At 40.8% G+C, this 23,274-nt stretch carries 19 protein-coding genes; all 19 read left to right on the top strand.

The genetic code is table 11. The annotated features are described in order from the left end of the window. Positions 1-4: 4 nt before the first annotated feature. The 19 genes from EO119_RS03135 to hutW all read left to right on the top strand — a co-directional run bounded on the left by EO119_RS03135 (position 5) and on the right by hutW (position 23,116). Positions 5-739: an MIP/aquaporin family protein gene (locus EO119_RS03135; RefSeq protein WP_009353708.1), complete on the top strand. Its 735-nt coding sequence runs from the start codon at positions 5-7 to the stop codon at positions 737-739. Positions 740-760: 21 nt separating this feature from the next. Continuing rightward, positions 761-1,105 (top strand): ethanolamine utilization microcompartment protein EutS, encoded by a 345-nt coding sequence (gene eutS, locus EO119_RS03130; protein WP_009353658.1) that lies wholly within the window; start codon positions 761-763, stop codon positions 1,103-1,105. A gap of 2 nt (positions 1,106-1,107) precedes the next feature. Continuing rightward, positions 1,108-1,596, top strand: a complete 489-nt coding sequence (locus tag EO119_RS03125; RefSeq protein ID WP_126940667.1) for a EutP/PduV family microcompartment system protein — start codon at positions 1,108-1,110, stop codon at positions 1,594-1,596. A gap of 307 nt (positions 1,597-1,903) precedes the next feature. Beyond that, positions 1,904-5,449 (top strand): cobaltochelatase subunit CobN, encoded by a 3,546-nt coding sequence (locus EO119_RS03120; protein ID WP_126940666.1) that lies wholly within the window; start codon positions 1,904-1,906, stop codon positions 5,447-5,449. 1 nt (position 5,450) lies between these two features. Continuing rightward, positions 5,451-6,389 (top strand): ATP-binding protein, encoded by a 939-nt coding sequence (locus EO119_RS03115; protein WP_062402015.1) that lies wholly within the window; start codon positions 5,451-5,453, stop codon positions 6,387-6,389. 38 nt (positions 6,390-6,427) lie between these two features. Then, positions 6,428-8,353: a VWA domain-containing protein gene (locus tag EO119_RS03110; protein WP_126940665.1), complete on the top strand. Its 1,926-nt coding sequence runs from the start codon at positions 6,428-6,430 to the stop codon at positions 8,351-8,353. Positions 8,354-8,448: 95 nt separating this feature from the next. Continuing rightward, the gene (hemE, locus tag EO119_RS03105; protein WP_126940664.1) at positions 8,449-9,477 is read left to right on the top strand and encodes a uroporphyrinogen decarboxylase; all 1,029 of its coding nucleotides are present in this window, start codon (positions 8,449-8,451) and stop codon (positions 9,475-9,477) included. Next, positions 9,464-10,384 carry a ferrochelatase gene (hemH, locus tag EO119_RS03100; protein WP_164725669.1) on the top strand — a complete coding sequence of 307 codons (921 nt, stop codon included), beginning with the start codon at positions 9,464-9,466 and terminating at the stop codon, positions 10,382-10,384. Before hemE ends, hemH begins: the two co-directional genes overlap by 14 nt. Position 10,385: 1 nt before the next feature. Next, complete coding sequence (hemG, locus tag EO119_RS08215) at positions 10,386-12,566, top strand: protoporphyrinogen oxidase (protein WP_240632807.1); 2,181 nt, start codon at positions 10,386-10,388, stop codon at positions 12,564-12,566. 260 nt (positions 12,567-12,826) lie between these two features. Continuing rightward, positions 12,827-13,618, top strand: coding sequence for a Cof-type HAD-IIB family hydrolase (locus tag EO119_RS03085; RefSeq protein WP_126940660.1), 792 nt, complete (start codon positions 12,827-12,829; stop codon positions 13,616-13,618). Between the two features lie 19 nt (positions 13,619-13,637). Further along, the gene (rapZ, locus tag EO119_RS03080) at positions 13,638-14,552 is read left to right on the top strand and encodes an RNase adapter RapZ (protein ID WP_062402003.1); all 915 of its coding nucleotides are present in this window, start codon (positions 13,638-13,640) and stop codon (positions 14,550-14,552) included. A 37-nt stretch (positions 14,553-14,589) separates the two neighbouring features. Then, positions 14,590-15,939, top strand: coding sequence for a gluconeogenesis factor YvcK family protein (gene yvcK / locus EO119_RS03075; RefSeq protein ID WP_164723738.1), 1,350 nt, complete (start codon positions 14,590-14,592; stop codon positions 15,937-15,939). A gap of 59 nt (positions 15,940-15,998) precedes the next feature. Beyond that, on the top strand, positions 15,999-16,952 hold the full coding sequence (gene whiA, locus EO119_RS03070; RefSeq protein ID WP_126940658.1) for a DNA-binding protein WhiA: 954 nt from the start codon (positions 15,999-16,001) through the stop codon (positions 16,950-16,952). A 7-nt stretch (positions 16,953-16,959) separates the two neighbouring features. Beyond that, a complete protein-coding gene (locus EO119_RS03065) occupies positions 16,960-18,297 on the top strand; it encodes a hypothetical protein (RefSeq protein ID WP_126940656.1) in 1,338 nt (445 codons plus the stop codon). A gap of 289 nt (positions 18,298-18,586) precedes the next feature. Further along, complete coding sequence (locus tag EO119_RS03060; RefSeq protein WP_164723945.1) at positions 18,587-19,588, top strand: AraC family transcriptional regulator; 1,002 nt, start codon at positions 18,587-18,589, stop codon at positions 19,586-19,588. 92 nt (positions 19,589-19,680) lie between these two features. Continuing rightward, positions 19,681-20,316 carry a MotA/TolQ/ExbB proton channel family protein gene (locus EO119_RS03055; protein ID WP_009353689.1) on the top strand — a complete coding sequence of 212 codons (636 nt, stop codon included), beginning with the start codon at positions 19,681-19,683 and terminating at the stop codon, positions 20,314-20,316. Beyond that, a complete protein-coding gene (locus tag EO119_RS03050; RefSeq protein ID WP_009353705.1) occupies positions 20,303-20,698 on the top strand; it encodes a biopolymer transporter ExbD in 396 nt (131 codons plus the stop codon). Before EO119_RS03055 ends, EO119_RS03050 begins: the two co-directional genes overlap by 14 nt. A gap of 12 nt (positions 20,699-20,710) precedes the next feature. Continuing rightward, a complete protein-coding gene (locus EO119_RS03045; RefSeq protein ID WP_009353703.1) occupies positions 20,711-21,484 on the top strand; it encodes an energy transducer TonB in 774 nt (257 codons plus the stop codon). A gap of 33 nt (positions 21,485-21,517) precedes the next feature. Continuing rightward, on the top strand, positions 21,518-23,116 hold the full coding sequence (hutW, locus tag EO119_RS03040) for a heme anaerobic degradation radical SAM methyltransferase ChuW/HutW (RefSeq protein WP_126940652.1): 1,599 nt from the start codon (positions 21,518-21,520) through the stop codon (positions 23,114-23,116). Positions 23,117-23,274: the final 158 nt, after the last annotated feature.

Genomic DNA, 23,274 nt, shown 5'->3' with positions numbered 1-23,274 from the left:
ACATATGGATGCTACACAAGTGTATGTTAGTGAATTTATCGGAACAGCTATTTTAATGGCTTTCGGTAGTAGTTGTAACGCTGGATTATTACTTAAAAATACAATCACAAGCGCTATTAAAACAAACTGGATTGGATTGATGTTTGGTTGGGGATTTGCAGTTACATTTGCAGTCTATGTGGCCGTTCACTTAGGTGGCGTAGGACACTTGAACCCAGCATTAACGATTGCTTTTGCAGCAGGTGGATTATTCCCTCCTGAGTTAGTATTGGGAGCCGTTATCGCTCAATTATTAGGTGGCTTTGTAGGCGCAGGCATTACGATGCTACATTACTATCCTCACTTCAAGATTACTGGTCCAGATGAAGGAAACTGTGTAGGTATTTTTGCTACAGGTCCAGCTTGTGATGAACGAGCTTGGAACTTACTATCTGAAGTGATTGCTACTTTCTTATTCATCTTTTGTGTACTTTTCTTGGGACCTATGGCCGATGGTTTAGCACCACTTATTATTGGTTTCCTTGTAGCAAGTATCGGTTTCTCTTTTGGTGGAACTACAGGCTTTGCATTGAATCCTGCTCGTGACTTTACTCCACGTTTGGCCTATGCGATTTTACCACTTCCTAATAAAGGAACTGCGAATATGGGTTATGCTTGGGTACCAATTGTAGGACCAACGATTGGGGCACTATTAGCAGTGGGCGCATTTAACTGGCTACATGTAGCTTTACATTTATAATTGGAAAGGAGGTTATATCCTATGCTAGATAAACAACGTATCATTCAAGAGTCAGTACCAGGAAAACAAGTCACATTAGCTCATGTATTAGCGAATCCAAAAAGGGACTTATACAGTAAATTAGGTCTAGATAGCGAAGGTCGTAGTGCTGTAGGTATTTTGACGATTACCCCAGGGGAAGCGGCTATTATTGCAGGAGATATGGCCTCTAAAGCAGCCAATGTACATATCGAATTTATCGATCGATTTTCAGGGGCTGTGTTAATATCAGGAGATGTTTCAAGCGTAGAGGTATCACTCTCTAGTGTATTACAGGGATTCTCGGAATTGCTACAGTTTAGCGTAGTTCCTCTTACAAGGAGCTAACCGTGGATACCTTGCGTAGTACTTTGTGGGTTGGTAGCACCTATAGTCATGTGGAAACTGTGGTACAATGTCTTTTAGGCGGAAAGAAGACGTTGCCACGGCCAATGGCGGTGTATCGTGAAGGCAATTGTGTGCTAACTCCCGGAGAGTACATTGAAAATCCTTGGTATTTTTCTGCTCTTTTAGTGTCATCCTACGATGTGGATACCGTGGTACTGGGCTACCGCTTAGGGGAACCATTCAATCCCTATCCACCAGCTACGGCAGGAGCTTTTAATCGCAATGTAGTAGGCGTTGTGGTTACGAATGATGCATTAGATGCGTCTCAGATTGGTGAAAGTGTTCGCCTACTGCGACTAGCGGGGGCTAATGACATCTGTGTCGTAATAGAGTCGGAAGAGGACATAACAGAACAAAATTTAATACAAGATATACCAATGGTGACCTATGGATACGAGGCTCTTAGAGAAATGCTATCTGTAAAGGAATAACGATCACCATAGTGACTGGATAGAAAAGCACCTTCCTTTGTGGCGGTGCTTTTTTGTTACACTATGATAGTTATTAAATAAAATTTATTTTACTATCACATGAAACCTATAGTATGATAAACTAAAAGTATATCCTTTCACGCAATGAATGAGTATGAGCAATTGTATAGTCAAATCCTTTACTTAAAAAGGTAACAGACTGTGTTCTACAATGAGCATGTGGACACAAGCGGTTAGTAGCTAAGTGCTACAGTTAGGAGGCAGTAATGATGAAAGGGAAGACATTACGTATTGTGGTGAGTACGATATGAAATATTCTATATTACTCATTACGTCTATGACGAAGCATTGGCAATGGGCTAAAGAAATAGAACAGAAGTATACAGATGAGACTATGTCCTTGGGCATAGTCTTTCTGTCATCTGAAAATATAGAGTTAGAAGATGTTCAGAGGGCGATTGATGGTACGGATATAGTACTATTTACTCATGTAGGAAGTACCTTAGATACTCCTTTGGTAAAAGGGATTCACAAATATATTACACAGAAACAAGTTCCTTATGTATTACTATTCCATGATTCAGCGTCGGATATACAGAGATATGGTATTGCAGATGAGGACATTGATCAAATTAAGGCTTATTTGCACCAAGGTGGAACAGAAAACTTTTATGGACTGTGCCAATATATGCTATCCTTACAAGGTTATACAGGGCTAGTAGAACCGGTGAAAGAACTACCATACCAAGGTATTTTAGGCAGACAAGGGGAAGTGTATCCATCCTATGAGGCATATCGTAAGGACTATGATCATGGCGGTCCAGTGGTAGGCATTTTCTTTTATCGAGATGAATGGGTACAAGGTCAATTAGACTATCCCTATGCACTGTATGATCGTGCATTAGAACATGGGTTATCGCCGGTATTAGTATTTGGTCAATACAGCAGTAAATCTGGTGGACAATTACGGTGGTACGATTGTTGGCACACGTTGTTTGATCATCAAGTGAAAGAGACAATATCTCTCATCATTAATACATGCAAGTTCTCCATCATTGGCTTGCAGGGGGCGAGTCGTGATGAAATGACGGATTTAGGAATCCCTATTTTGCAGGGCTTTGTTACCTATACTACTTTTGAAAGCTGGCAAACACGTTCACAAGGGTTAGAGCCTATGGATATATCCTTTTCCTTGTCATTGCCGGAAATAGATGGCATTTTAAATGGTCATATTGTAGGGACCAGAACGTATTCAGAGGAAAGAGGCTACTATTTTAAACCATATCCTGAGGGCATTCAAAAGTTAGTAGACCAAGCCAAACGATGGATTGCATTGCAACAGAAACATAGGTCAGAAGTAAAGATTGCTCTATTCCTTCATAATTATCCTCCTAAAAATTCACATATTGGCAATGCCTGTGGGCTAGACACGCCAGAATCTGTACTACGGTTGTTGCAAGAATTACAACAGAACGGATATACAGTAGACGATATCCCTCAAACGAGTGAAGATCTAATGATGATACTGACCAAACATGCTACGAATGATGTAGATTGCTTGACCGATTCAGCCGTAGAGAAAGCTCCAAAACTACCGAAAGAAGTGTATAGGACGTGGTTTTCAAAGCTAGATAGTGCTACCCAAGAATCACTACTACAATATTGGGGACAGCCCATAGGGGAGATATTTGTAGAAGAGGATGAGCTCATTATTCCCGGTGTGGCCTTTGGCAATGTGTGGGTATTAGTACAACCGCCACGTGGATTTAGTGATAATCCAGATGCTTTGTACCATTCGCCGGACATTCCGCCTACGCATCACTATGAGGGAGTATATCATTGGGTGCGTACTGTATTTCAAGCCGATGTGGCGATTCATATGGGAACCCATGGTAACTTAGAATGGTTGCCCGGTAAGGGAACGGCTTTAAGTTCCTATTGTTATCCTCAGTTAGGTATCGAAGATATACCTAATCTCTATCCGTACTGGACAACCATCGTTGGTGAAGGCATCCAAGCAAAACGGCGTAGCCATGCTGTTTTACTTAGCTATTTGTCACCACCTATGAAGCGGTCTGGTTTGTATGGTGACTATGAAACGCTAGAACGATATTTGGACGAATATGACCATATGAAAGCCCAGGAAACAAACCAAGAGCAAGTGGTACTAGGGTATATATTATCATCCGTGAAAGAGTGTCATTTAGAGCATTTGTGCGAAGCCTTCGACTGGTACCAAGAGGGCGGGCAGGTACACTTTGTGGTAGATAGAACTGTCAGTGAAGAAGAGTGGCGTGCCTTAGCTGACTCCATTCATGCAGACGAGGCAGAAGAACTGTTAGGGGATATTCATAATTATTTGATGGATATCCAACATCGTCATATTCGTTGTGGCTTGCATATTTTAGGGCAAAATCCAACCACAGAGGAAGAGGATGGGTATATAGATGCTTTCATAGACATGCATGGTGTGCCAGATGATGCACAGAAAGAAACGCTGTGTGAAACTTACCTCGCAGGGTTGCGCCAAACCACAGAAGAAATGTGCCAATTATTACGAGGTTTAGAAGGAAACTATATTCCACCTAATATCGGTGGGGCTGTTACTAATGGTGGTATCGGGGTGCTACCGATGGGGCGCAATTTTTATGGCGTTGATGAACGGACCTTGCCGACCGTGCCTGCCTATGCCATCGGTTGTGAACTAGGCGATGCATTGCTCAATGAATATATTCGAGAAGAACAGCGATATCCAGAGGAAATCGGTATTGTCTTGTGGGCAGACAACACGCAACGCACTCATGGACAATGTATTGGTGAAGTATTCTATTTATTGGGTGTACGACCAGTTTATACAGGAAGTCGTGTGTCCGATTTAGAAGTTATACCTCTCGAGGAATTAGGGCGACCACGCATCGATGTAACAAGCCGTATTAGTGGGTTATTCCGAGATATGATGCCTTCTGGTGTCATGTGGATTGCAAAAGCTGTGCAAATGGTAAACGCCCTTGATGAAGATCATAGTGTGAATTACGTAAAAAAACATATAAACTTGGATACAGCTGCGTTAGTCGAAGATGGTATGGACTATGAAGAAGCGGTCAAGGCTGCTACGATTCGTATCTTTGGCGATGCACCAGGTGTCTATGGGGCAGGGGTAAACCAAATTTTAGAACAAAGTAATTGGTCTACTCGTGAAGATTTAGCCAATGCCTATGTCACCTGGGGTGGCTATGGATATGATGAGCAAGGGGAGATTATTCCAAGCCATCAACAGTTTCGCAAGCGATTAGGTTCCATCGAAGTGACTGTGAAAAATGAAGATAACCGAGAGGTTAGTTTATTAAGTACAGATGATTTCAATGCCTATCATGGTGGGATGATCGCTGCTGTAGAATCTATCAAAGGAGTACAACCGAAATCCTTTATAGGCGATACAACGTACCGCAAAGATATTTTGGTGCGTTCCTTAGAAGATGAAATTCAGCGTCAGTTCCGTAGTGAACCTATGAACCCTATTTTTATAGAAGGTATGATGAAACACGGTTACAAGGGAGCAGCGGATATGGCGTCCTATGTACAACATACCTATGAATGGGATGCCACTAGTGATATGATTCAAGATTGGATGTATGATGCCTATACAGACGAATATGTCATGAATCAGGACGTACAAGACTGGATGCGCCAAGTCAATCCTTGGGCATTAGGAGCCATTTGTCATACTTTATTAGAAGCAGAACAACGAGGACTTTGGAAGGCCAGTGCGGAACGTATAGAAGGATTGCGCGATGTGGCAATGTCCTTGGAAGATGACCTAGAGGGGTATTATGATGAAACGCAAGGAGACTAACATGAGTACTATATATCCTTTTACAGCCTTAGTAGGACAAAATCAAATGAAATTGGCCTTACTCCTCAATGCGGTAGACCCACGGGTAGGTGGTGTATTGATACAGGGTGATAAGGGAACGGCAAAATCGACGGCGGTACGAGGCTTAGCCAAGGTGCTGCCGATGCATCGTGATGGCACACCGATGAAAGTGGTTGACCTTCCATTGCATTGCACGGAAGACAGATTGGTGGGAACCTTGGATATTGAGCGGATTCTGCAAGAGGGGAAGCAAAAGTTTTCTCCAGGCATTTTATTTGAGGCTCACGAAAATATTCTCTATGTGGATGAAGTCAATTTACTAGAGGACTACTTAGTGGATACATTGCTAGATGTGGCGGCGATGGGTGTGAATCGGGTTGAACGTGAGGGCATTAGCCATAGTCATCCATCACGATTTATTTTGGTGGGCACCATGAACCCCGAAGAGGGGGCTATTCGCCCGCAATTGTTGGATCGCTTTGGTCTATCGGTGACTGTGAAAGCAGAAACAGATGTAGCGTTGCGGATGGAAGTATTGCGTCGTCGATTGGCTTTTGAAGATACTCCACAAGCATTTATTGAATCCTACAGGAAGGACGATGAAGCATTGCGTAACACTATTGAATCAGCGCGCAAAGCATTGCCTACCATTGGGGTAGATGCAAATCTATTAGAATTGATTGCCAATATATCTATTACCCTAGGCGTAGAGGGACATCGTTCTGATATTACCTTACTCAATAGTAGCCGTGCTTTGGCGGCCTTACAAGGGGAGCCCCATGTGACCATGGATCATCTGAAACAGTTGACACCGCTTGTGGTATCTCATCGGATGAAGCGAAAACCCTTTGAGCAACGTGAATTTGATGAAACTATGCTGGACAATCTATGGGCTACCTATGAAGGGATACAGAAGTAGTAGAATTATCAAAGATTTTGTTAAAGGAGGTAAATGGTATGAGTGTACAACTGAATACAGGCATTCACCTCTTTTTGCAAGAACCTTTGTTGCGGACATTACTGATTTCAGGTGAAGTGGGAACGGGAAAAACTTATGCCCTGTTACAAGCATTGCTTGATAGGGGCCGAACCTATACGACGATTACATCCCACACAGATGTGAGTGCTATGCAGGAAGCAGTGGATATACAAAGGACCTTAGAAACAGCTCAAATTGTAAAACAAGCACATCCTTGGGACGTGTATGACTTGCTTATCTGCGAAGGATTGGATCACTTTGACCGGTCCATGTGGTTACGGATTCTTTACGAGCAAAATCGTCGGTACGAAGAGGGAAGACCGCTACAAATCATTGGGACCTATACGGGAGCAGAAGGGCTTTCAGAATGGGTCTATGATATGGATTTGTGGATACCCATAGAATCACCGGATGTGGATACTAGAGTGCGAGTCCTAGCAGATAGAGACCATGCAGATATATATGAGAACGGTGCGACTCGTGAATGTTACCACGGGGAGGGAATATCAGTAGATGTATATGGAACTCATGGAGAAGAGTTGATTTGTTCTAAGGGGAAATTAATGGATGCACCTGGAATCCCCACCGTGCATGATAGCATATATACATATATTTCCAGTCTAGTAGAGAAATTCAACATTTCCTTTATGGGGATGGAATATATTTTACTGAAAGCGGCCATCGGTTTAGCTAGAGAAAAAGGCCATCAGTTTGTGGAGCCTACTGATGTAGAATCAGTACTCCAGTGGACATTACCACAAAAGATGAAGAACCTAGTGAACCCTCGGACACAGCAAGATGGAGAGGCACAGGATTCATCTGACCGAATGCCATCCAATGAGGCAAGAAGGGAACAAGAGGAAAGAAAAGGGACCAGTTCAAACCGAGGGGAAGAGAACAGTTCTCCGCAGAAGGCTGGCAATGGCCAGTTGCAGGATGGGCAAGAGGAAAGAAGTCCTCAGGGAATGAGATCAGATGGTGATAGATCTTATGAGATGCAAAAAGAAGTAGAAGAGGACATTAATCAAGATACAAATCAGGCAGAGAAAGAAAATGGTTCTGGCTATATGGAGTTAGATGGACCACTGGGAAATGATACAGATAAAGAAGGTCTCAGTACATCCCATAGAGATAAGGTAGAGGAGTCCTTTGCACTTTCAGAAGCAGTGGAAACGCAGGTGTTACATTTATATGGGATGTTGCAATCTGGGCTGGCAAAGAAACACATAGACATCAGTGATGACGGTCGAGGCCCTAAGGTACATCGTCAAGGAACTATGGGGAGAACCATTGCATGGATACCAACGATAGTACAAGGGATTGTACGCAGTCGGAAAGTACCGATTCGGCTAACTATAGAAGATATCAGATATGCTATGTATCAGGAAATACCAAAAGAAGCCATCTATTTAGTAGTTGATACAAGTGGATCTATGGGGCAGAGACAACGATTACAGGGGGCAGAGAAGTTACTTTCGCAATTGGTACAGATGATGTATGTAAAACGACAGTATGTATCGCTCATCACCTTTCAAAAGCATGGGGCGCAATGTGTGGTGCCGCTGACACAGCGAATTGAGACCATCCCCAAAGCATTGGGAGAAGCTCGTATTGGGGGCAGAACGCCCTTTGTAAAAGGTATTGAGGAAGCGGTCAAACAGATAGGCAATGACATGTCTCAAATGGGGCATGTACAGGCAAAGGTCGTAATTATTACAGATGGGAAGGTCACCTCACAAGCACTGCAGGGACTAGACGACATCGGTAGATGGCTTGCGAATCAGGGAATACAAACGACGGTCATCGATACAGATACCAGTTTTGTTCGCATGAACCGCGCCAAAGAAATTGCTCATATGTTAGGGGCAGAACTTATAGATATAAATCAATATATAGTCATTTAGAAGTGACAGAATATATAGGTAAATACATGCGCCATATGCTACAATAGAATATAGAATCCAAGTTTGGTTTGATAAAAGGTAAGGTGTAATTATATATGGAAAAACGACAGGATTATTTGCAAATGATTGCAGGTGAGTCGGTGTCCCGTAGACCAGTTTGGTTTATGCGTCAAGCGGGACGAAGTCAAGCGGCGTATCGCAAGATTAAAGAGCGATATAGCCTATTTGAGATTACTCATCAACCGGAATTATGTGCAAAAGTAACAGCTCTTCCCGTTCATGAGTATGATGTGGATGCGGCTATTTTGTACAAGGATATTATGACGCCTTTGGTGCCCATGGGCGTAGATGTGAACATAAAATCTGGTATAGGGCCAGTGATTTCCAATCCTATTCGGTCCAAAGATGATGTGGAAAAGCTACGGGATATTGTAGTAGAAGAATCATTGGACTTTATGGTGAAAACGATCCAAATGTTGACGAAAGAAATGCTCACAGTTCCCTTAATTGGCTTTGCAGGAGCTCCTTTCACATTGGCTAGCTATATGATTGAAGGTGGCCCTTCTAAGAATTACCAGAAAACTCGTCAATGTTTAGTGGCAACGCCTGAGATTTGGCATGCTTTGATGGAGCGATTGACTGCTATGTCCATTACTTATATGGAAGGTCAAATTCAGGCGGGTGTGAATGCAATTCAAATTTTTGATTCATGGATTGGAGCCCTTTCCATGGAACAATATGAAAATGGTGTATTTCCGTATATGAAACATATTATTGGGACTATTAAAGAACGATATCCTCATATTCCTATCACTATGTTCGGCGTAGGTACTAAGCATTTATTCCCAGTGTGGAAAGAATTACCATTAGATGTAATCGGTTGCGATTGGAGATGCTCCATTGCAGAAGCAAGTGCGATGGGCATCAAGCAAACATTACAAGGGAATTTGGACCCTGCCTATTTATTTGCAGATTGGAAGACAATTCAAGGTGAAATTGATCGTATTTTGGCAGAAGGTGCTGCTCATGGAAAGCATATTTTTAATTTAGGCCACGGTGTTGTGCCAGATGCGAATCCTAAAGTATTGCGAAACATAGTGGAGTATGTACATGACAGAGGATAAAGAGATACAACAAGTTTGTGTATTGGTATTAGATTATGGCTCTCCCCGCTCCTTAGAAGATGTGAAAACATATTATACCCGCATACGGAGAGGTCACGGGCCAAGTGACAAAGAATTACAAGGATTGCGACATAAGTATGAACGCATTGGTGGACAATCTCAGTTAATGGAGTCTACCGCATGGCAAGTAGAGCGGTTACAAGAAGAGTTACAAAACGAACTGCCCTTTGCAAAGGTAACGGTGGTACAAGCACATAAATATATAGAACCACTCATCGGGGATGTAGCGAAGGAATTGGGCCACTATGATACAGTAGTGGTACTTATGATGAATCCTTATGGAACAGACATATTAAATGCATCCTATCTAGAGCCACTGAAACCGTTTATGAATGACCGATGGAAGGTAGTACAACATTGGGCAGATATACCGACATTAGTGCAATCTTGGACAGACCGAGTACAGAAGACTATGCGTACATTGCCTATTACGGCGAAACCGCTGTATGTCTTTACTGGCCATAGTGTGCCACTGATGCAAGGAATTTCCTATGATGGATATGTGCATAGCTTACAACGGGTGATGCAATCTATAGCAGATCAATTGGTGTTGCCCAATGCTACCCTAGCTTGGCAAAGTGCAGGCACTCGTGGGGAATGGCTAACACCTACGGTAGAAATGGTTACGGAACAAGCGGGCGCAGAAGGGCATACCCATGTGGTATATATGCCTATCGGCTTTACTTGCACTCATATGGAAGTATCTTATGATTTAGATGTGGAACGTCGTGAACAATGTGATCACTTAGGTATGTCGTATGTGCGAGTGCCTATGCCAGATCGTGACACTCTCTTTGTGAAAGCCATGGCGCATGGTGTATTAACAGCTCTCTTGAAGGAGGGATAATATGAAAGTAGCAATTATTGGTGGTGGTCTAACGGGCTTATCTGCAGCGTATTATATGGGCAAAGCATTTCCTAACTGGGACATTCATGTCCTAGAATCTTCGAATCGTTGGGGTGGAAAGATACAAACAAAACGTCGCGATGGCTATGTGGTAGAAGTGGGGCCTGATTCGTATTTAGCCAGAAAAACATCTATGACAGATTTGGTACAGGAATTGGGATTAGGTGATACCTTGGTACGTAATGCTACGGGAGAATCCTATATTTATCATCAAGGTCAAATGAAGCCTATCCCTGGAGGATCCATCATTGGCATCCCTACAGAATTTCTTCCTTTTGCTATGTCTAGCTTATTGAGTTGGTCTGGTAAATTACGAGCTGGATTAGATATTTTTAAGAAACCATATCCAGGAAACGAGGATATGAGTATCGATGCCTTTTTTCGGTATCATTTAGGGGACGAACTAGTCAATTTATTAATTGAACCTCTCTTATCAGGTATCTACGGTGGAGACTTAAAACGCTTAAGTTTACTGGGAACCTTTCCAGAATTTCGTCAATTAGAACAAAAGCATGGAAACTTGGTCAAAGGTATGATGGCTATGCAAGGTATGCGCAAACAATCTGGGGCGGTTACTGAAGGACAATTTGCCCAATTAACGGGAGGTTTAGAATCATTAGTAGATGCTCTTGTGGAACAAATGCCAAAGAACGTTTCTTTGCACACATCGACTGAGGTGCTAGAGGCATCATACACAGATAAGCTCTATACAGTGCAAACACAAAACGGTACAGACTCCTACGATCGTCTTGTGATCACTACGCCACCTAAAGCCTATGAAAAATTTTTTGTGGGAGATAAAAAATTTGAAGACTTGCGGCATATGGAACAATCTTCTTGTGCCATTGTCATTATGAGTTTGCCGAAGTCAGCTTTTACAAAACCATTGCAAGGCACAGGCTTTGTCATCACTCGCAGCACAGAGACACCATTGACGGCATGTACTTACATTTCTAGTAAGTGGCCACAAACGACACCACAAGACAAGGTGGTATTACGCGTCTTTTTAGGGAAGCCTACAGACTCTACGGTAGATACGCACAGTGAAGAAGAACTGTGTGAATTGGCGCTTTCAGAAATACGAAATATATTGAAGTTTACAGGAAATCCAGAATGGATAGAAGTGGTACGGTTACAAAAAAGTATGCCCCAATATGAAGTGGGCCACAAAGAACGAGTGGCAACCCTCATGGACCATGCCCAAGAACACTATCCGGGATTGGCATTAATTGGAACTCCATTTAAAGGGGTCGGCATGCCAGATGGCATCAAACAAGCCTATGAATTGGTAGAAGCATGGAAAGAAGAAACTAAGGAGGTAGTTCCTATGGATACACATACAGAATCTGTTCATGCAGGTGCAACACCTATGCATGGACATACTACAGGACTAGAAAAAGTACCTGAAACATACGAAGGTTGGTTTAGCTTACACGCTAATTATTCCATCAATTTTGAAAAATGGAGAAGCTGGTCTGCTGAGCAACAAATTGAAGTATTGCAATCTTTCAAAGCATTTATTGGGAATTTAGAAACAGCTCATGAGGCCCATACAAGTAGCTATGCTATGTACCAAATCAATGGTCACAAGGGAGATATTATGTTTTGGTTCTTGCAACCAAGCTTGCAAGATTTGAACGAAGTAGAATTGACACTAAAAAAATTACCAATCTTTAGTGTATTACAGCCAGAATCTTCTTTTGTATCTGTGATTGAAGTAAGCAATTATGTGAAATCTCCGAAAGACCATCCAAAAGTACAAGCTCGGTTATATCCAAAAATTCCTAGATTGGCGTGTATGTGCTTTTATCCTATGGCGAAGCAACGTAATCTAACAGATAATTGGTATATGTTGGATCGTCAAAGCCGTGGTAGCATGATGCGTTCTCATGGACAAATTGGCAAAAAATATGAAGACACTATCAAAGAGTTTACGACGGGTGCTTTTGGCATGGATGATTGGGAATGGGGTATTACATTGATGAGTGATGATCCAATTCAGTTTAAAAAAATTGTCAATGAAATGCGATTTGATGAAGTAAGTGCTCGTTTTGGTATCTTTGGACCATTTACGATTGGCACGATTCTGGATATGGATGGTATAGATCATCTGTTTTCCTAATGTATCAATAGGGTATTAAATTATAAAGTGATGAAATTGCGACAGGTTTGCATACCAGTACCATACTGGATTATAAACCTGTCGTATTTTTTTGCTTTTCGCCAATGTGGTGGCTACTAATTTAAGCGTTGTGGACAACATTCGTGGTTGAGCTATATTTGTATCATGTTAGATAGAATTATTTGTATCTTAGTAATACTTATGCAGTAGTTATACGTTGTTATATGGTATAATGAAAGATATGATAAAGGAGTGATGTCATGAAATTGTTAGCTATAGACTTAGATGATACGCTGTTACGTGATGATAATACCGTGTCTGATTATACAAAAGAAGTCCTAAAAAAAGCACAGGACAAGGGAATTGAGGTACTCATTGCCACAGGTCGAATGTACCAAACGGCATATCCTGTAGCACATCGCTTAGGCTTAGGTGATGTACCGATGGTATTGTATTCTGGCGGAGTTATCCAACGTGTGGAAAGCAAGGAACTTATTTGGGAACGAGCTATTCCACCAGAGGTAGCGCATAAGGTATTAGCCATCGCAAAAGAGCATAATATCTATATTCAGTCCTATATTGATGATGAATTGTTAGTACACAGTGAAACAGAGTTTTCTCGTCTTTATGAAGAGATTACAGGTGCTAAGGCTATGTATGTAGGAGATGCGATCTATGAACCTCAAAAAGGGACAAACAAACTATTAGTAGTGGAAGAACCTGAACGTATGGCAGAGGTGATTGCTATTCTTTCCAAAGAAGTAGGCGATATGGTTGATTTAGTTCGGTCTAAGGTAAATTTTTTAGAAATCGTAGCACCTCATGTATCTAAAGGGGAAGCCTTGGCTTTTATGGGTGAGCAATTGGGCATCGGTTTAACAGATATGGTATCCTTTGGTAATTCAGAAAATGATATTTCTATGTTACAAGTAACAGGTCATTCCGTGGCAGTAGGGAATGCAGAGGAACATGTGAAGACAATTGCCAAAGAAGTATGCGACACAAATGAAAACGATGGGGTCGCTAAATGGATTGAAGCGAATGTGTTATAAAATTTTGTAGGAGGGCCTCATGGAAGGGTTTCGTTTAATCATTGTGACCGGTATGTCCGGAGCAGGTAAAACACAAGTGATGCAAGTCTTGGAAGATATGGGATATTTCTGTATCGACAATATTCCTCCTGTGTTGATTCCTAAGTTTAGTGAAATTTGTCGTCAAAGTGCAGGCACTAAAGTGAGTCGAGTAGCCTTAGTGGTAGATATCCGCAGTCGTGAATTTTTTGATGATTTAAACAGTGCTTTAGATGATTTGACGGCTATGAGTGTGCCTTATGAAATTGTGTTCATGGAAGCTAGCGATGATACTTTGATTCGCCGGTATAAAGAAACACGTCGTAGTCACCCATTGGCACCATCAGGTCGTATTAGTACAGGACTGTCACAAGAACGGGCACTCTTGGCGGATGTACGTAGCAAGGCGGATCATATTATCGACACCACAAACATGAAAACATCTGCCTTGAAATCATTTATGCGCCGTACTTTTAGTCACGTGAAAGAACAAACAGATGGCATGGCTATTACAGTGGTAAGTTTTGGATTTAAATTTGGCATGCCTAATGATGCGGATATGGTATGGGATGTGCGATTTTTGCCGAACCCATACTACATTCCCGAATATCGTCATAAATCGGGGCGCGTACCTGTGGTAAAAGAGTATATTCACTCCTTTGAAGTGACTGATGAATTTAAAAAGCATTTCTTTACTACACTAGATTTCCTTGTGCCAAACTATGAACAAGAGGGAAAAAGCCAATTTGTGGTAGCTGTAGGCTGTACAGGCGGTATGCATCGTAGCGTAGCAATGGCAGAGGCATTATATACACATTTGAAAGAAAAAGGCTGTAATGTTTCTGTGGAACATCGTGATATGATGCGTAATCATGTAGAAGAAGATGTGAATCCACGTTCTAGATTAGACCTATAAAGAAAGGAGTGGGACGATTCTTTCGTCTCTCAAGCCTATGAAATATAATAATTGGATGCGCTGGTTTGCGCCAGGCATTAATATTAAGCGGTGGCTATTCCTATTTTCTTTAGGCACGATTTGGCTGGTAGTGGGTGTCCTTATGATGATGAACTACCAGTGGATTAGCAACTTTGAAGATATTTTCTTAGAATTTTTATTCCATCTCACAGGCTCCTATAACTATACGGTCATAGCCAGTCTTGGTTTAGCAGGTATTGTGGCGGGTATGGTAGCTATGTTGTGGGGGATACGTAAGCTCATTCAGACCATTGTGAATGCGATTTTGCCTAATACAGAAGATGGTGTGAGTGATTATATTTTTGAAAAAATTCGCTTAGGACAAGGACCAAAAATCGTAGTGATTGGCGGTGGTACAGGATTGTCTATGCTATTGCGAGGGCTAAAAAGTAAAACCACGAATTTAACCGCTATTGTTACAGTAGCAGACGATGGAGGTTCTTCTGGTCGGTTACGAGAAGATTTTCAAATGATTGCTCCTGGAGATTTACGCAACTGTTTAGTAGCATTAGCGGAAAAAGAAGGACTTATGGAAGAACTATTCCAGTATCGATTTACTAAAGGAGCAGAATTATCGGGCCATAGTTTTGGGAATTTATTCTTAACAGCAATGACTCAAGTGCTGAAAGATGATGTGGAAAAAGCCTTAGAAGCCTCTAGCAAGATCTTGCGAGTTCGGGGACGTGTTATTCCGTCATCTACAGAAGAAATCAAACTGATTGCTAAATTGACGGATGGTACCATCGTAGAAGGGGAAAGTAATATCCCTAATGCGGGTAAGCCAATTGCGAAGGTCTATACTGAGCCACATAGACCATCTCCTGTAGGAGCTGCCTTGCAAGCTATTGATGAAGCCGATGCCATCATTTTAGGCCCGGGCAGTTTATATACTTCGGTAATGCCGAACCTATTAATTGATAAGGTAGCGGATCACATTGCTAACTCTAAAGCGGCTAAGATTTATATTTGCAATGTGATGACGCAGCCAGGTGAAACAGATGGGTATACTGTGTCTGACCATGTGAAAGCCATTGAAGCACATAGTGAGGTGGGAATTATCGATACAGTTCTTGTGAATGATAACAGAATCCAAGATGCCACATTAGAACACTATAAACAAGCGGGGCAAGAACCAGTAGACGTAGATATGGACGTGTTGCAATCGATGGGGATTCGGACAGTTCGTGCAAATCTTGTAGATAGTCAAGATAAAGCGGTCCACAATTCTGATCGGTTAGCGAAAGTGGTCATGGATGTTGTCTATGCTTTGCAGACGGATATTGAACCGCACATTTTAGAATATTACTTACAGCGAGAAGATCATTAAGTATGAAAGTAGAGCCTCTAAAGGCTCTATTTTCTAGTAGAAATAGTAAAGGAGAGGCTATGTCATTTGCAGAAGATGTAAAAAATGAATTGTGCCAATTTAAAACAGAAGATGCGTGGGCATCCAAGGTAGAGGCCTCTTGTTTATTACGGATGGGTGGGTCCATTTTACTAGGTATGCAAGGACGCGTAGGGGTACGTTTGGTGACGGCCAATAATGCAGTAGCTAGACGAGTGCTAGGAATTATTAAAGAACAGTATGATTTGCCTACTTCTGTGCTAGTGCGTAAAGGGCTAAACCTACGCAAAAAGAACATGTATACGTTGACGGTAGAGCCTACAGAACAGAGTCGTCTTGCTCTAGAGGAGTTACAATTATGGCCTGTGGATGCTATGATTCCAGATGAATGGTTAAAGGACATGGAATCACGAAGGGCTTTTTTGCGAGGCGCTTTTTTGGGATGTGGGTCCGTGAATAAGCCGCAAAGTGACTATCATTTAGAGTTTATGACTACAAAGGAAAACTTTGCAGATCAAATTATTCGTGTCTTAAAGATGTTCCGATTGCATGCTCGAAAGGTAGAGCGCAAAGAGGAGTTTGTAGTATATTTAAAAGAAGGGGATGCGGTGACCTCCTGTTTACAAATTATGGGAGCTCAATCAGCGCTGATGAATTTTGAAAATGTACGAATTATGAAAGATGTACGTAATACCATTAATCGTCAAGTAAACTGTGAAACAGCAAATTTACAAAAAACGGTGAATGCAGCAGTTCGTCAATTAGATGCGATACGTATTATTGATAAACATCAAGGTCTCGACTCCTTGCCAGTTCGTCTTTATGAGGCAGCTATATTACGTCAAGAATTTCCGGATGGTAGTTTGCAAGAATTGGTAGATGCCTATGAAACAAAGTACAAACGAGAATTGACAAAATCTGGTATTGGACATCGTTTACGTAAATTAGAAGCCCTCGCCTTACAGTGGGAGCCAGAGGGGCTTACGATAGAATAGAGGTAGTATGAAATTAATGAATCGAATACAATGGAAACAATGGTTATTAGGGAGCATTTTAACAGTACTTGGGCTAGGCACTACGTATGGACAAGCACCGAGAACGGTAAATATTGATGAGTATACATTTACACCCTTAGAGGTAAAAACTGTTAAAGAGATAGATACTTTATTATTGTCCGATAGCCCAGAATATGTAAAAGAGCCGGGGATTGTAGCGGCAGGTACACTGAGAGGAAATAGCCGTATTTACTTTTATCATGTGAACGAACGAACAGAACCTATGAAAGTAGGTATTTTGTTGGAAAATAAGGGAAATGCTCCAGCATTTGTAGAGATTGAACGAGCTATCTATGCGAAACCAAGTCCTGACTATTTTAAAGTGGGACGAGAGCTTTCGAAAAAAGAAGTGAATAGTACTGCATTAGATTTAGGTGCTTGGGCGAATGAAGGTGTAACGATTCCGGTTCGTTCTAAAGCATTACAACAAGAAATTAAAAAAGAAAAAGAGAGTCTTGCACAATCGAAGAAACTAAAGGCAAAAAAAATTGAAGAGGCAATTAAAAAGGATACTACATCAAGAACTATTTCATTAGTATCACACAATACTAGTGGTACAGAATTTGTATTACGCCCTGGGGAAGTACGACCTATTTTTACTGAGTTGGAAAAAGTACTGATGAATCAAGATGATTTATTCAGTGGTATTATCGATTTTTCTACTACGGAACCAGTATATGCATCTGTGGCGGTGATGGAACCTAAGTCAACAGTTACGTATGGCTTGCCTTTATTGCCAATTCATCCTATAGATGAAGTAGAGTTACGGGGTACTTATGAAGGAATGCGTCGATTCCATGTGGTGGAACCGCAGTTTAATAGTGAGGCAGGTCCAGCTAGTTTTGAAATTGCCAATGATCGAGAAGATGCCTTTATTAGTGGTGTTGATGAGACTAGTAACAATAAGCTGGTGAAAAACAAAGGTAATTATGGTATTTCTAATGTATATGTGTTACGCACAGAAGGAAACACTCCCTATGCCTTGTATTTTAATCCATTAGGTGGTGCTTTTAGTGGCACATTCAGGATTACATCTTCTAAAGGTGTACGCACCTATGATGTGCCTGTAAAAGGTCCGTATTTGGGACATGAAACTATTTATGACACACAGCTATTAGATGTATTTGATAGACCAGAAGATTTACTATTAGAATACATGTCACCAGGGGCGTCTAATTTACCAGTTAGACTTTTGTTGATTCCACAAGTTCCAGAACGTGAGAATACAGATGGTAGTAGATCGCAATATGTGACTAATTTAGTACATAAAATTTTGGGAAAATAATCAAGTCTTTATATAAATAATCCAAAAAGGTATCTTAAATTAATAGTGATTTAATTAGTTGTATATAAGCAAATAATCTTAGTGATATAAGAAACTATGCAAATTGAAATTTTATGATATAATTTAAAACAATCTAGATAGACAAACTTTATATTGACAATCATTGCTAATTATAAATATAATGAGTAATAGAAATGATACTCAGATTAAAGTAGGCGATGTAGTTCGGCAATGAGGCCCATTTGTTAGTCGTATGAGACAGCAAATGGGCTTTTTTGAAAGGAGGAGCATGAATCAAAATTGTATGAAAAAAATAGAAAAGTTCAAACCTAAAGTAATGGATATAGACATGTTGTCTGCCACCGAGGTGGAACATGGCACCATTTATGAGATGAATACGCCTCGAGGTAAGGCAAAGATGTATAGTTATCCTGTATTCGGTGGAGTAGAATTGACGTTCCAAGAGGTGACCATGAAAGAAATCCGTCACCGTGCAAAACCCTTAGATGGTATGTTTGAAATCCATTATTGCAAAGAAGGGCGTATTGAGTGCGCCTTTGATAATGGAAAAGTATTATATATGGATGAAAACGATATTTCTGTAGGGTGGAAAGAGTCACCTAGCTATGTGCACTCTACAAAGTTTCCTACCTCTTATTACAAAGGTATCAATTTATCTATTTATATCCCCAAGGCCCAAGAGATGGTGAATAAGTTCGTAGGACATGATCGGATTGATCTTCGTGACATATGTAATCGCTTTTGTCAGGATTTTGAATTTGGGTTTGTATGTCGTAGAGAATCTAAACTTAGTGACATTTTTAAAAGTTTATATGATCTTCCCGATGAAGTGATGCCACAGTTATTTCAATTGAAATGTATGGAAATCATATTGTTATTAAGCACCATCGCATCAGATGATGATTGCTGTATGCCATATTTTGAACGAAAACATGTGGAAAGTGTGAAACGTATGCACGAATTTTTGATGAAAAATTTGCACAAAAAACCGACTATTGAAGAGTTGGCAAAAACATATGGATTAGCACCGACAGCATTGAAAAAATGTTTCAAAGGGATTTATGGTAGTAGCATTCATCAATATATTAAGCACATGCGGATAAAGGAGGCGGCAAAGGATTTAACTAATACAGATGATAGTATTCTCAGCATAGCTAACCGATATGGCTATGAAAATGCTAGTAAGTTTGCAGAAGCATTTCGGGTTATTATGGGACATAAACCTAGTGAATATAGGAAAATAAATAAAATGTCGGAATGGATTAAGTAGAAGCTATTTAGAGTAGATTTGAAATTATTAAATTTGATATTATAAGTATAAGCTGATAAAAATTATCATATTTTTTTAATGGAGGTAATAATATGGACAGCCTTTTATACATTGTACATTTATTTAACAGCGGTGGATTAGTAATGTATCCATTGGTTATTTTGTCAATCATTGTGATCGCAATTGGAATTGAGCGTTATACGTATTTCAAAGCTAATACTGCATTGCTAAAGGAATTTAGTCATGATGTGTATTTTGCAATAAAAGATAATGATTGGAAGAAAGCGAAAGAGTTATGTGAGGCAAATCAAACGGCAACTGGTCGTATCTTGAATGCAGGATTAACATACTCCAAAAACGAAACAAGTATGAAAAATGCGTTTTCCGAACAAATGATGATTGAAGCCTCTCATTTAAAAATTCATTTGGACTACTTAAGCGCTATCGTAACAATTTCTCCATTATTAGGTTTATTAGGTACAGTATCTGGTATGATTGGCACGTTCAGTGTATTGGATAATGGTGCTGGTGCATCCGCTATTTCTGGCGGCGTTGGTGAAGCCTTGATTGCGACTGCTACTGGTTTGTTAGTGGCTATCTTATCATTCTGTGTGTACACATACTTCAGTCATCGTATGGATGCAATTATCAATGATACAGAAACTTTATCTGTAGTGTTATTAAATGGTATGAAAGAACAATGGAGTGATTCTCATGTTTCAAAATAGTCGATTAAAAATGAAACCTGAGTTCATGATTGTGCCAATGATCGATATCATTTTCTTCTTACTGGTTTTCTTCATGATGAACAGTATTGAAACGGTGGCACAAAAGTCCTTGGGTGTACAATTACCGCAAGCACAATCAGCAACACAAGTCAAACAAAGTCCTATCATTCTTACATTGGATAAAGAAGGACATATCTTGATTGACTCTAAACCATATAGTATCGATGAAGCTCGTAACTATATTACAAGCAAAATTGGAGAAAATCCAAATACAGCGGTACTATTACAAGCAGATAAAAATACGCAACATGGATTCGTGGTTGCCATTATGGATATGCTAAAAACGATTGGGGTTAAGAAGTTCTCAATTGCTGCTAGCTAGAAAGGATGACACATGGAACAATATATTTCCTGGAAAAAATCCTACATAATCTCTGTTGTAATCCACATTGTCCTAGCTGTTGTGTTAGGTATTGCTTTAGTATCCGTAGTAGAGCATAAACAAACCGAAAATGCTTTTGAAATTGACATGTCTATTTCCGACGATTTAAAAGCATCCGCAGGTGGCGGTGGCGGTGGCGGCGGGGTATCTTTCCCTCAACCACTTTCACAAGAAGTTGTACAAGCTAAAGTACAAGCAGCGCAACAAAGTTTATCATCTCCAGTGCCAGTTGATGATGCTGTGAATGTGCCAACATCTACCAACGCAGCTACAGGTGCAAGTGATGGAACATCTACAAACCAAGGTACTGGTGGTGGATCTGGTGGCGGTAACGGAACAGGAAACGGTACTGGCGATGGTAGCGGTAACGGCTCTGGTAGCGGTGGTGGATCTGGCTCTGGCAGTGGCGGAGGTAATGGAGATGGTGTAGGTACTACATCTGGTAATGCACCGTTTGACTGGGCAGGATTTGTGGCTACTGTACAAGCCCAAGCACAAGGTACGTACCCTGCAATGGCAGTAAAACGTAACTTACAAGGTAGTGTTACAGTTAGCGTAACCATTGATGCGAGCGGTAATATAGCCTCTGTTTCGGCAGGTGGAGGACCTGGTATTTTAAACAGTCATACCCAAGATGTTGTCTATGGCATAGGCAATTATCCAAATGGTAGTGGCTCATCAGTATCAAATACATTCACAGTGTACTACACTTTGAATGGTGACTAGTGCAAAGGCACAAGAAATAATTCAGGAGGAATTATGGATTTAAAAAGTTTATTTGACTCCATGTCGGAGGAACAACGTAATATTCAACTTGGTTTTGATACAGCAACGCCGTTGACACATGCTTTTACAAGCAAACGTGCAGTACATGCTGGTCTAAGTGGGCGTCCTTTAGAAAAGGATGAGGCACAACGTGTATGGAATGAATTAATGCAACAACCACCTGTTCCAGGGCAAATGCAAACGGCATATATTCATATTCCATTCTGTCAAACTAAATGTACGTACTGCGGATTCTATCAACATGCTACGAATCAAGATGCAGAAGATAAATATGTAGATATGTTATTGAAAGAAATGCAAATGGCTGCCGATCAACCACGGTTCCGTGATGGTTTGATTCACACTATCTTTATTGGTGGTGGTACGCCAACATCATTATCTGCTAATAATGCAAAACGCATGTTGTCTGCCATCCAAGAATATTTCCCGTTGGCCAATGACTATGAGTTGACATTAGAAGGTCGTATTCACGACTTGGTGCCTGAAAAAATGGATGTATGGATGAGCCACGGTGTCAACCGTATGTCCTTAGGGGTACAGTCTTTCCATACTCACGTACGACGTCAATTGGGACGTTTAGATGATCAAGATACAGTGTTGTCTCGATTAGAACAATTAAAAGCATACCAACAATGTTCTGTAATTGTGGATTTAATCTATGGTTTACCAGATCAAACGATGGATGTGTGGATGGAAGACTTAAAACTTCTTGAACAATCCGCAGCAGATGGTATGGATTTGTATCAATTAAATGTTTTTGAAAATAGTGATTTACAAAGCTTAATTGAACGCGGCAAAGTAAGCCCAGCAGCTACCACTAAAGAACAAGCATTAATGTATGAGGCAGCTGTAAAATACTTGATGAAACGTGATTTTACACGTTTAAGTGCAGCTCATTGGAGCCGTGCACCGCGTGAACGCTCAATGTACAACACTATGGCGAAAGCGGGATACCCAATGTATCCATTTGGTTGTGGTGCTGGTGGTAATTTAGGTGGATACATGACAATGTTGCACCGTGTATTGCCTCCATATGAGGCTCTTGTAGAAGAAGGTAAGAAACCATTCATGGTTCTTATGAAACAATCTGAACTACAAGAATTCTCTAATTATGTAATCAGTTCCTTGGAACGAGGTGTTTTAAATCTAGACACTTTGATCGAAATGGATGCAAAACTAGAGGACTTACGTTGGTTGCTTGATACTTGGGTAACTCGTGGTTTGATGGAATATAATGGCGTATTATATCGCTTAACAACGGCTGGTGGATTCTGGAATGTCAATATTACACAAACCGTTATTGAATGTGTTCAGTACATCTTAACGGGTGAAAGCACATTGTTACATGAAAATATTGCGGCTCAAAACCATGGTGGTAGACCAAAAGATCATCCACATGTAGGTGGTGGTCATCCTGAAGGTGTGGCGAAACATCCACAGGGAGCAGGCGGTCATCCAGCAGGTGTTCCAAAAGGACATCCAGCGGGCATTCCAAAAGGGCATCCTACAGATATGGAAACTACACGTGCTCATGGCACAGTAGGACATAGTCCATTTAAGAAAAATATTTAGGTAGTATCTATTACAGGTGAACTCCTACACACCTTACCAAACCAAACAATATAGTTTCCTGTAATAGTTCTATAGCCACTCATAGAGTGGAATCAGGTATACCAGGTCAAAGTTGGTAGGCTGCATCATACTATAGTACGTTTAAAATCACTTCAGTA

Source organism: Veillonella sp. CNR 79/14, assembly GCF_003992185.1.
Lineage (GTDB): Bacteria > Bacillota > Negativicutes > Veillonellales > Veillonellaceae > F0422.
The sequence above is the reverse complement of the archived record's forward strand: the minus strand, read 5'-3'. Positions and strand labels throughout refer to the sequence as shown.

Excerpts from the sequence above, each read along its gene's own strand:
- EO119_RS03120 (WP_126940666.1), top strand. The coding sequence starts at position 1,904 with ATGAAATATTCTATATTACTCATTACGTCTATGACGAAGCATTGGCAA.
- EO119_RS03055 (WP_009353689.1), top strand. The coding sequence starts at position 19,681 with ATGGACAGCCTTTTATACATTGTACATTTATTTAACAGCGGTGGATTA.
- EO119_RS03135 (WP_009353708.1), top strand. The coding sequence starts at position 5 with ATGGATGCTACACAAGTGTATGTTAGTGAATTTATCGGAACAGCTATT.
- EO119_RS03085 (WP_126940660.1), top strand. The coding sequence starts at position 12,827 with ATGAAATTGTTAGCTATAGACTTAGATGATACGCTGTTACGTGATGAT.
- hemH (WP_164725669.1), top strand. The coding sequence starts at position 9,464 with ATGACAGAGGATAAAGAGATACAACAAGTTTGTGTATTGGTATTAGAT.
- hutW (WP_126940652.1), top strand. The coding sequence starts at position 21,518 with ATGGATTTAAAAAGTTTATTTGACTCCATGTCGGAGGAACAACGTAAT.
- EO119_RS03045 (WP_009353703.1), top strand. The coding sequence starts at position 20,711 with ATGGAACAATATATTTCCTGGAAAAAATCCTACATAATCTCTGTTGTA.
- EO119_RS03060 (WP_164723945.1), top strand. The coding sequence starts at position 18,587 with ATGAATCAAAATTGTATGAAAAAAATAGAAAAGTTCAAACCTAAAGTA.
- eutS (WP_009353658.1), top strand. The coding sequence starts at position 761 with ATGCTAGATAAACAACGTATCATTCAAGAGTCAGTACCAGGAAAACAA.
- yvcK (WP_164723738.1), top strand. The coding sequence starts at position 14,590 with ATGAAATATAATAATTGGATGCGCTGGTTTGCGCCAGGCATTAATATT.
- rapZ (WP_062402003.1), top strand. The coding sequence starts at position 13,638 with ATGGAAGGGTTTCGTTTAATCATTGTGACCGGTATGTCCGGAGCAGGT.
- hemG (WP_240632807.1), top strand. The coding sequence starts at position 10,386 with ATGAAAGTAGCAATTATTGGTGGTGGTCTAACGGGCTTATCTGCAGCG.
- EO119_RS03065 (WP_126940656.1), top strand. The coding sequence starts at position 16,960 with ATGAAATTAATGAATCGAATACAATGGAAACAATGGTTATTAGGGAGC.
- EO119_RS03050 (WP_009353705.1), top strand. The coding sequence starts at position 20,303 with ATGTTTCAAAATAGTCGATTAAAAATGAAACCTGAGTTCATGATTGTG.
- hemE (WP_126940664.1), top strand. The coding sequence starts at position 8,449 with ATGGAAAAACGACAGGATTATTTGCAAATGATTGCAGGTGAGTCGGTG.
- whiA (WP_126940658.1), top strand. The coding sequence starts at position 15,999 with ATGTCATTTGCAGAAGATGTAAAAAATGAATTGTGCCAATTTAAAACA.
- EO119_RS03115 (WP_062402015.1), top strand. The coding sequence starts at position 5,451 with ATGAGTACTATATATCCTTTTACAGCCTTAGTAGGACAAAATCAAATG.
- EO119_RS03110 (WP_126940665.1), top strand. The coding sequence starts at position 6,428 with ATGAGTGTACAACTGAATACAGGCATTCACCTCTTTTTGCAAGAACCT.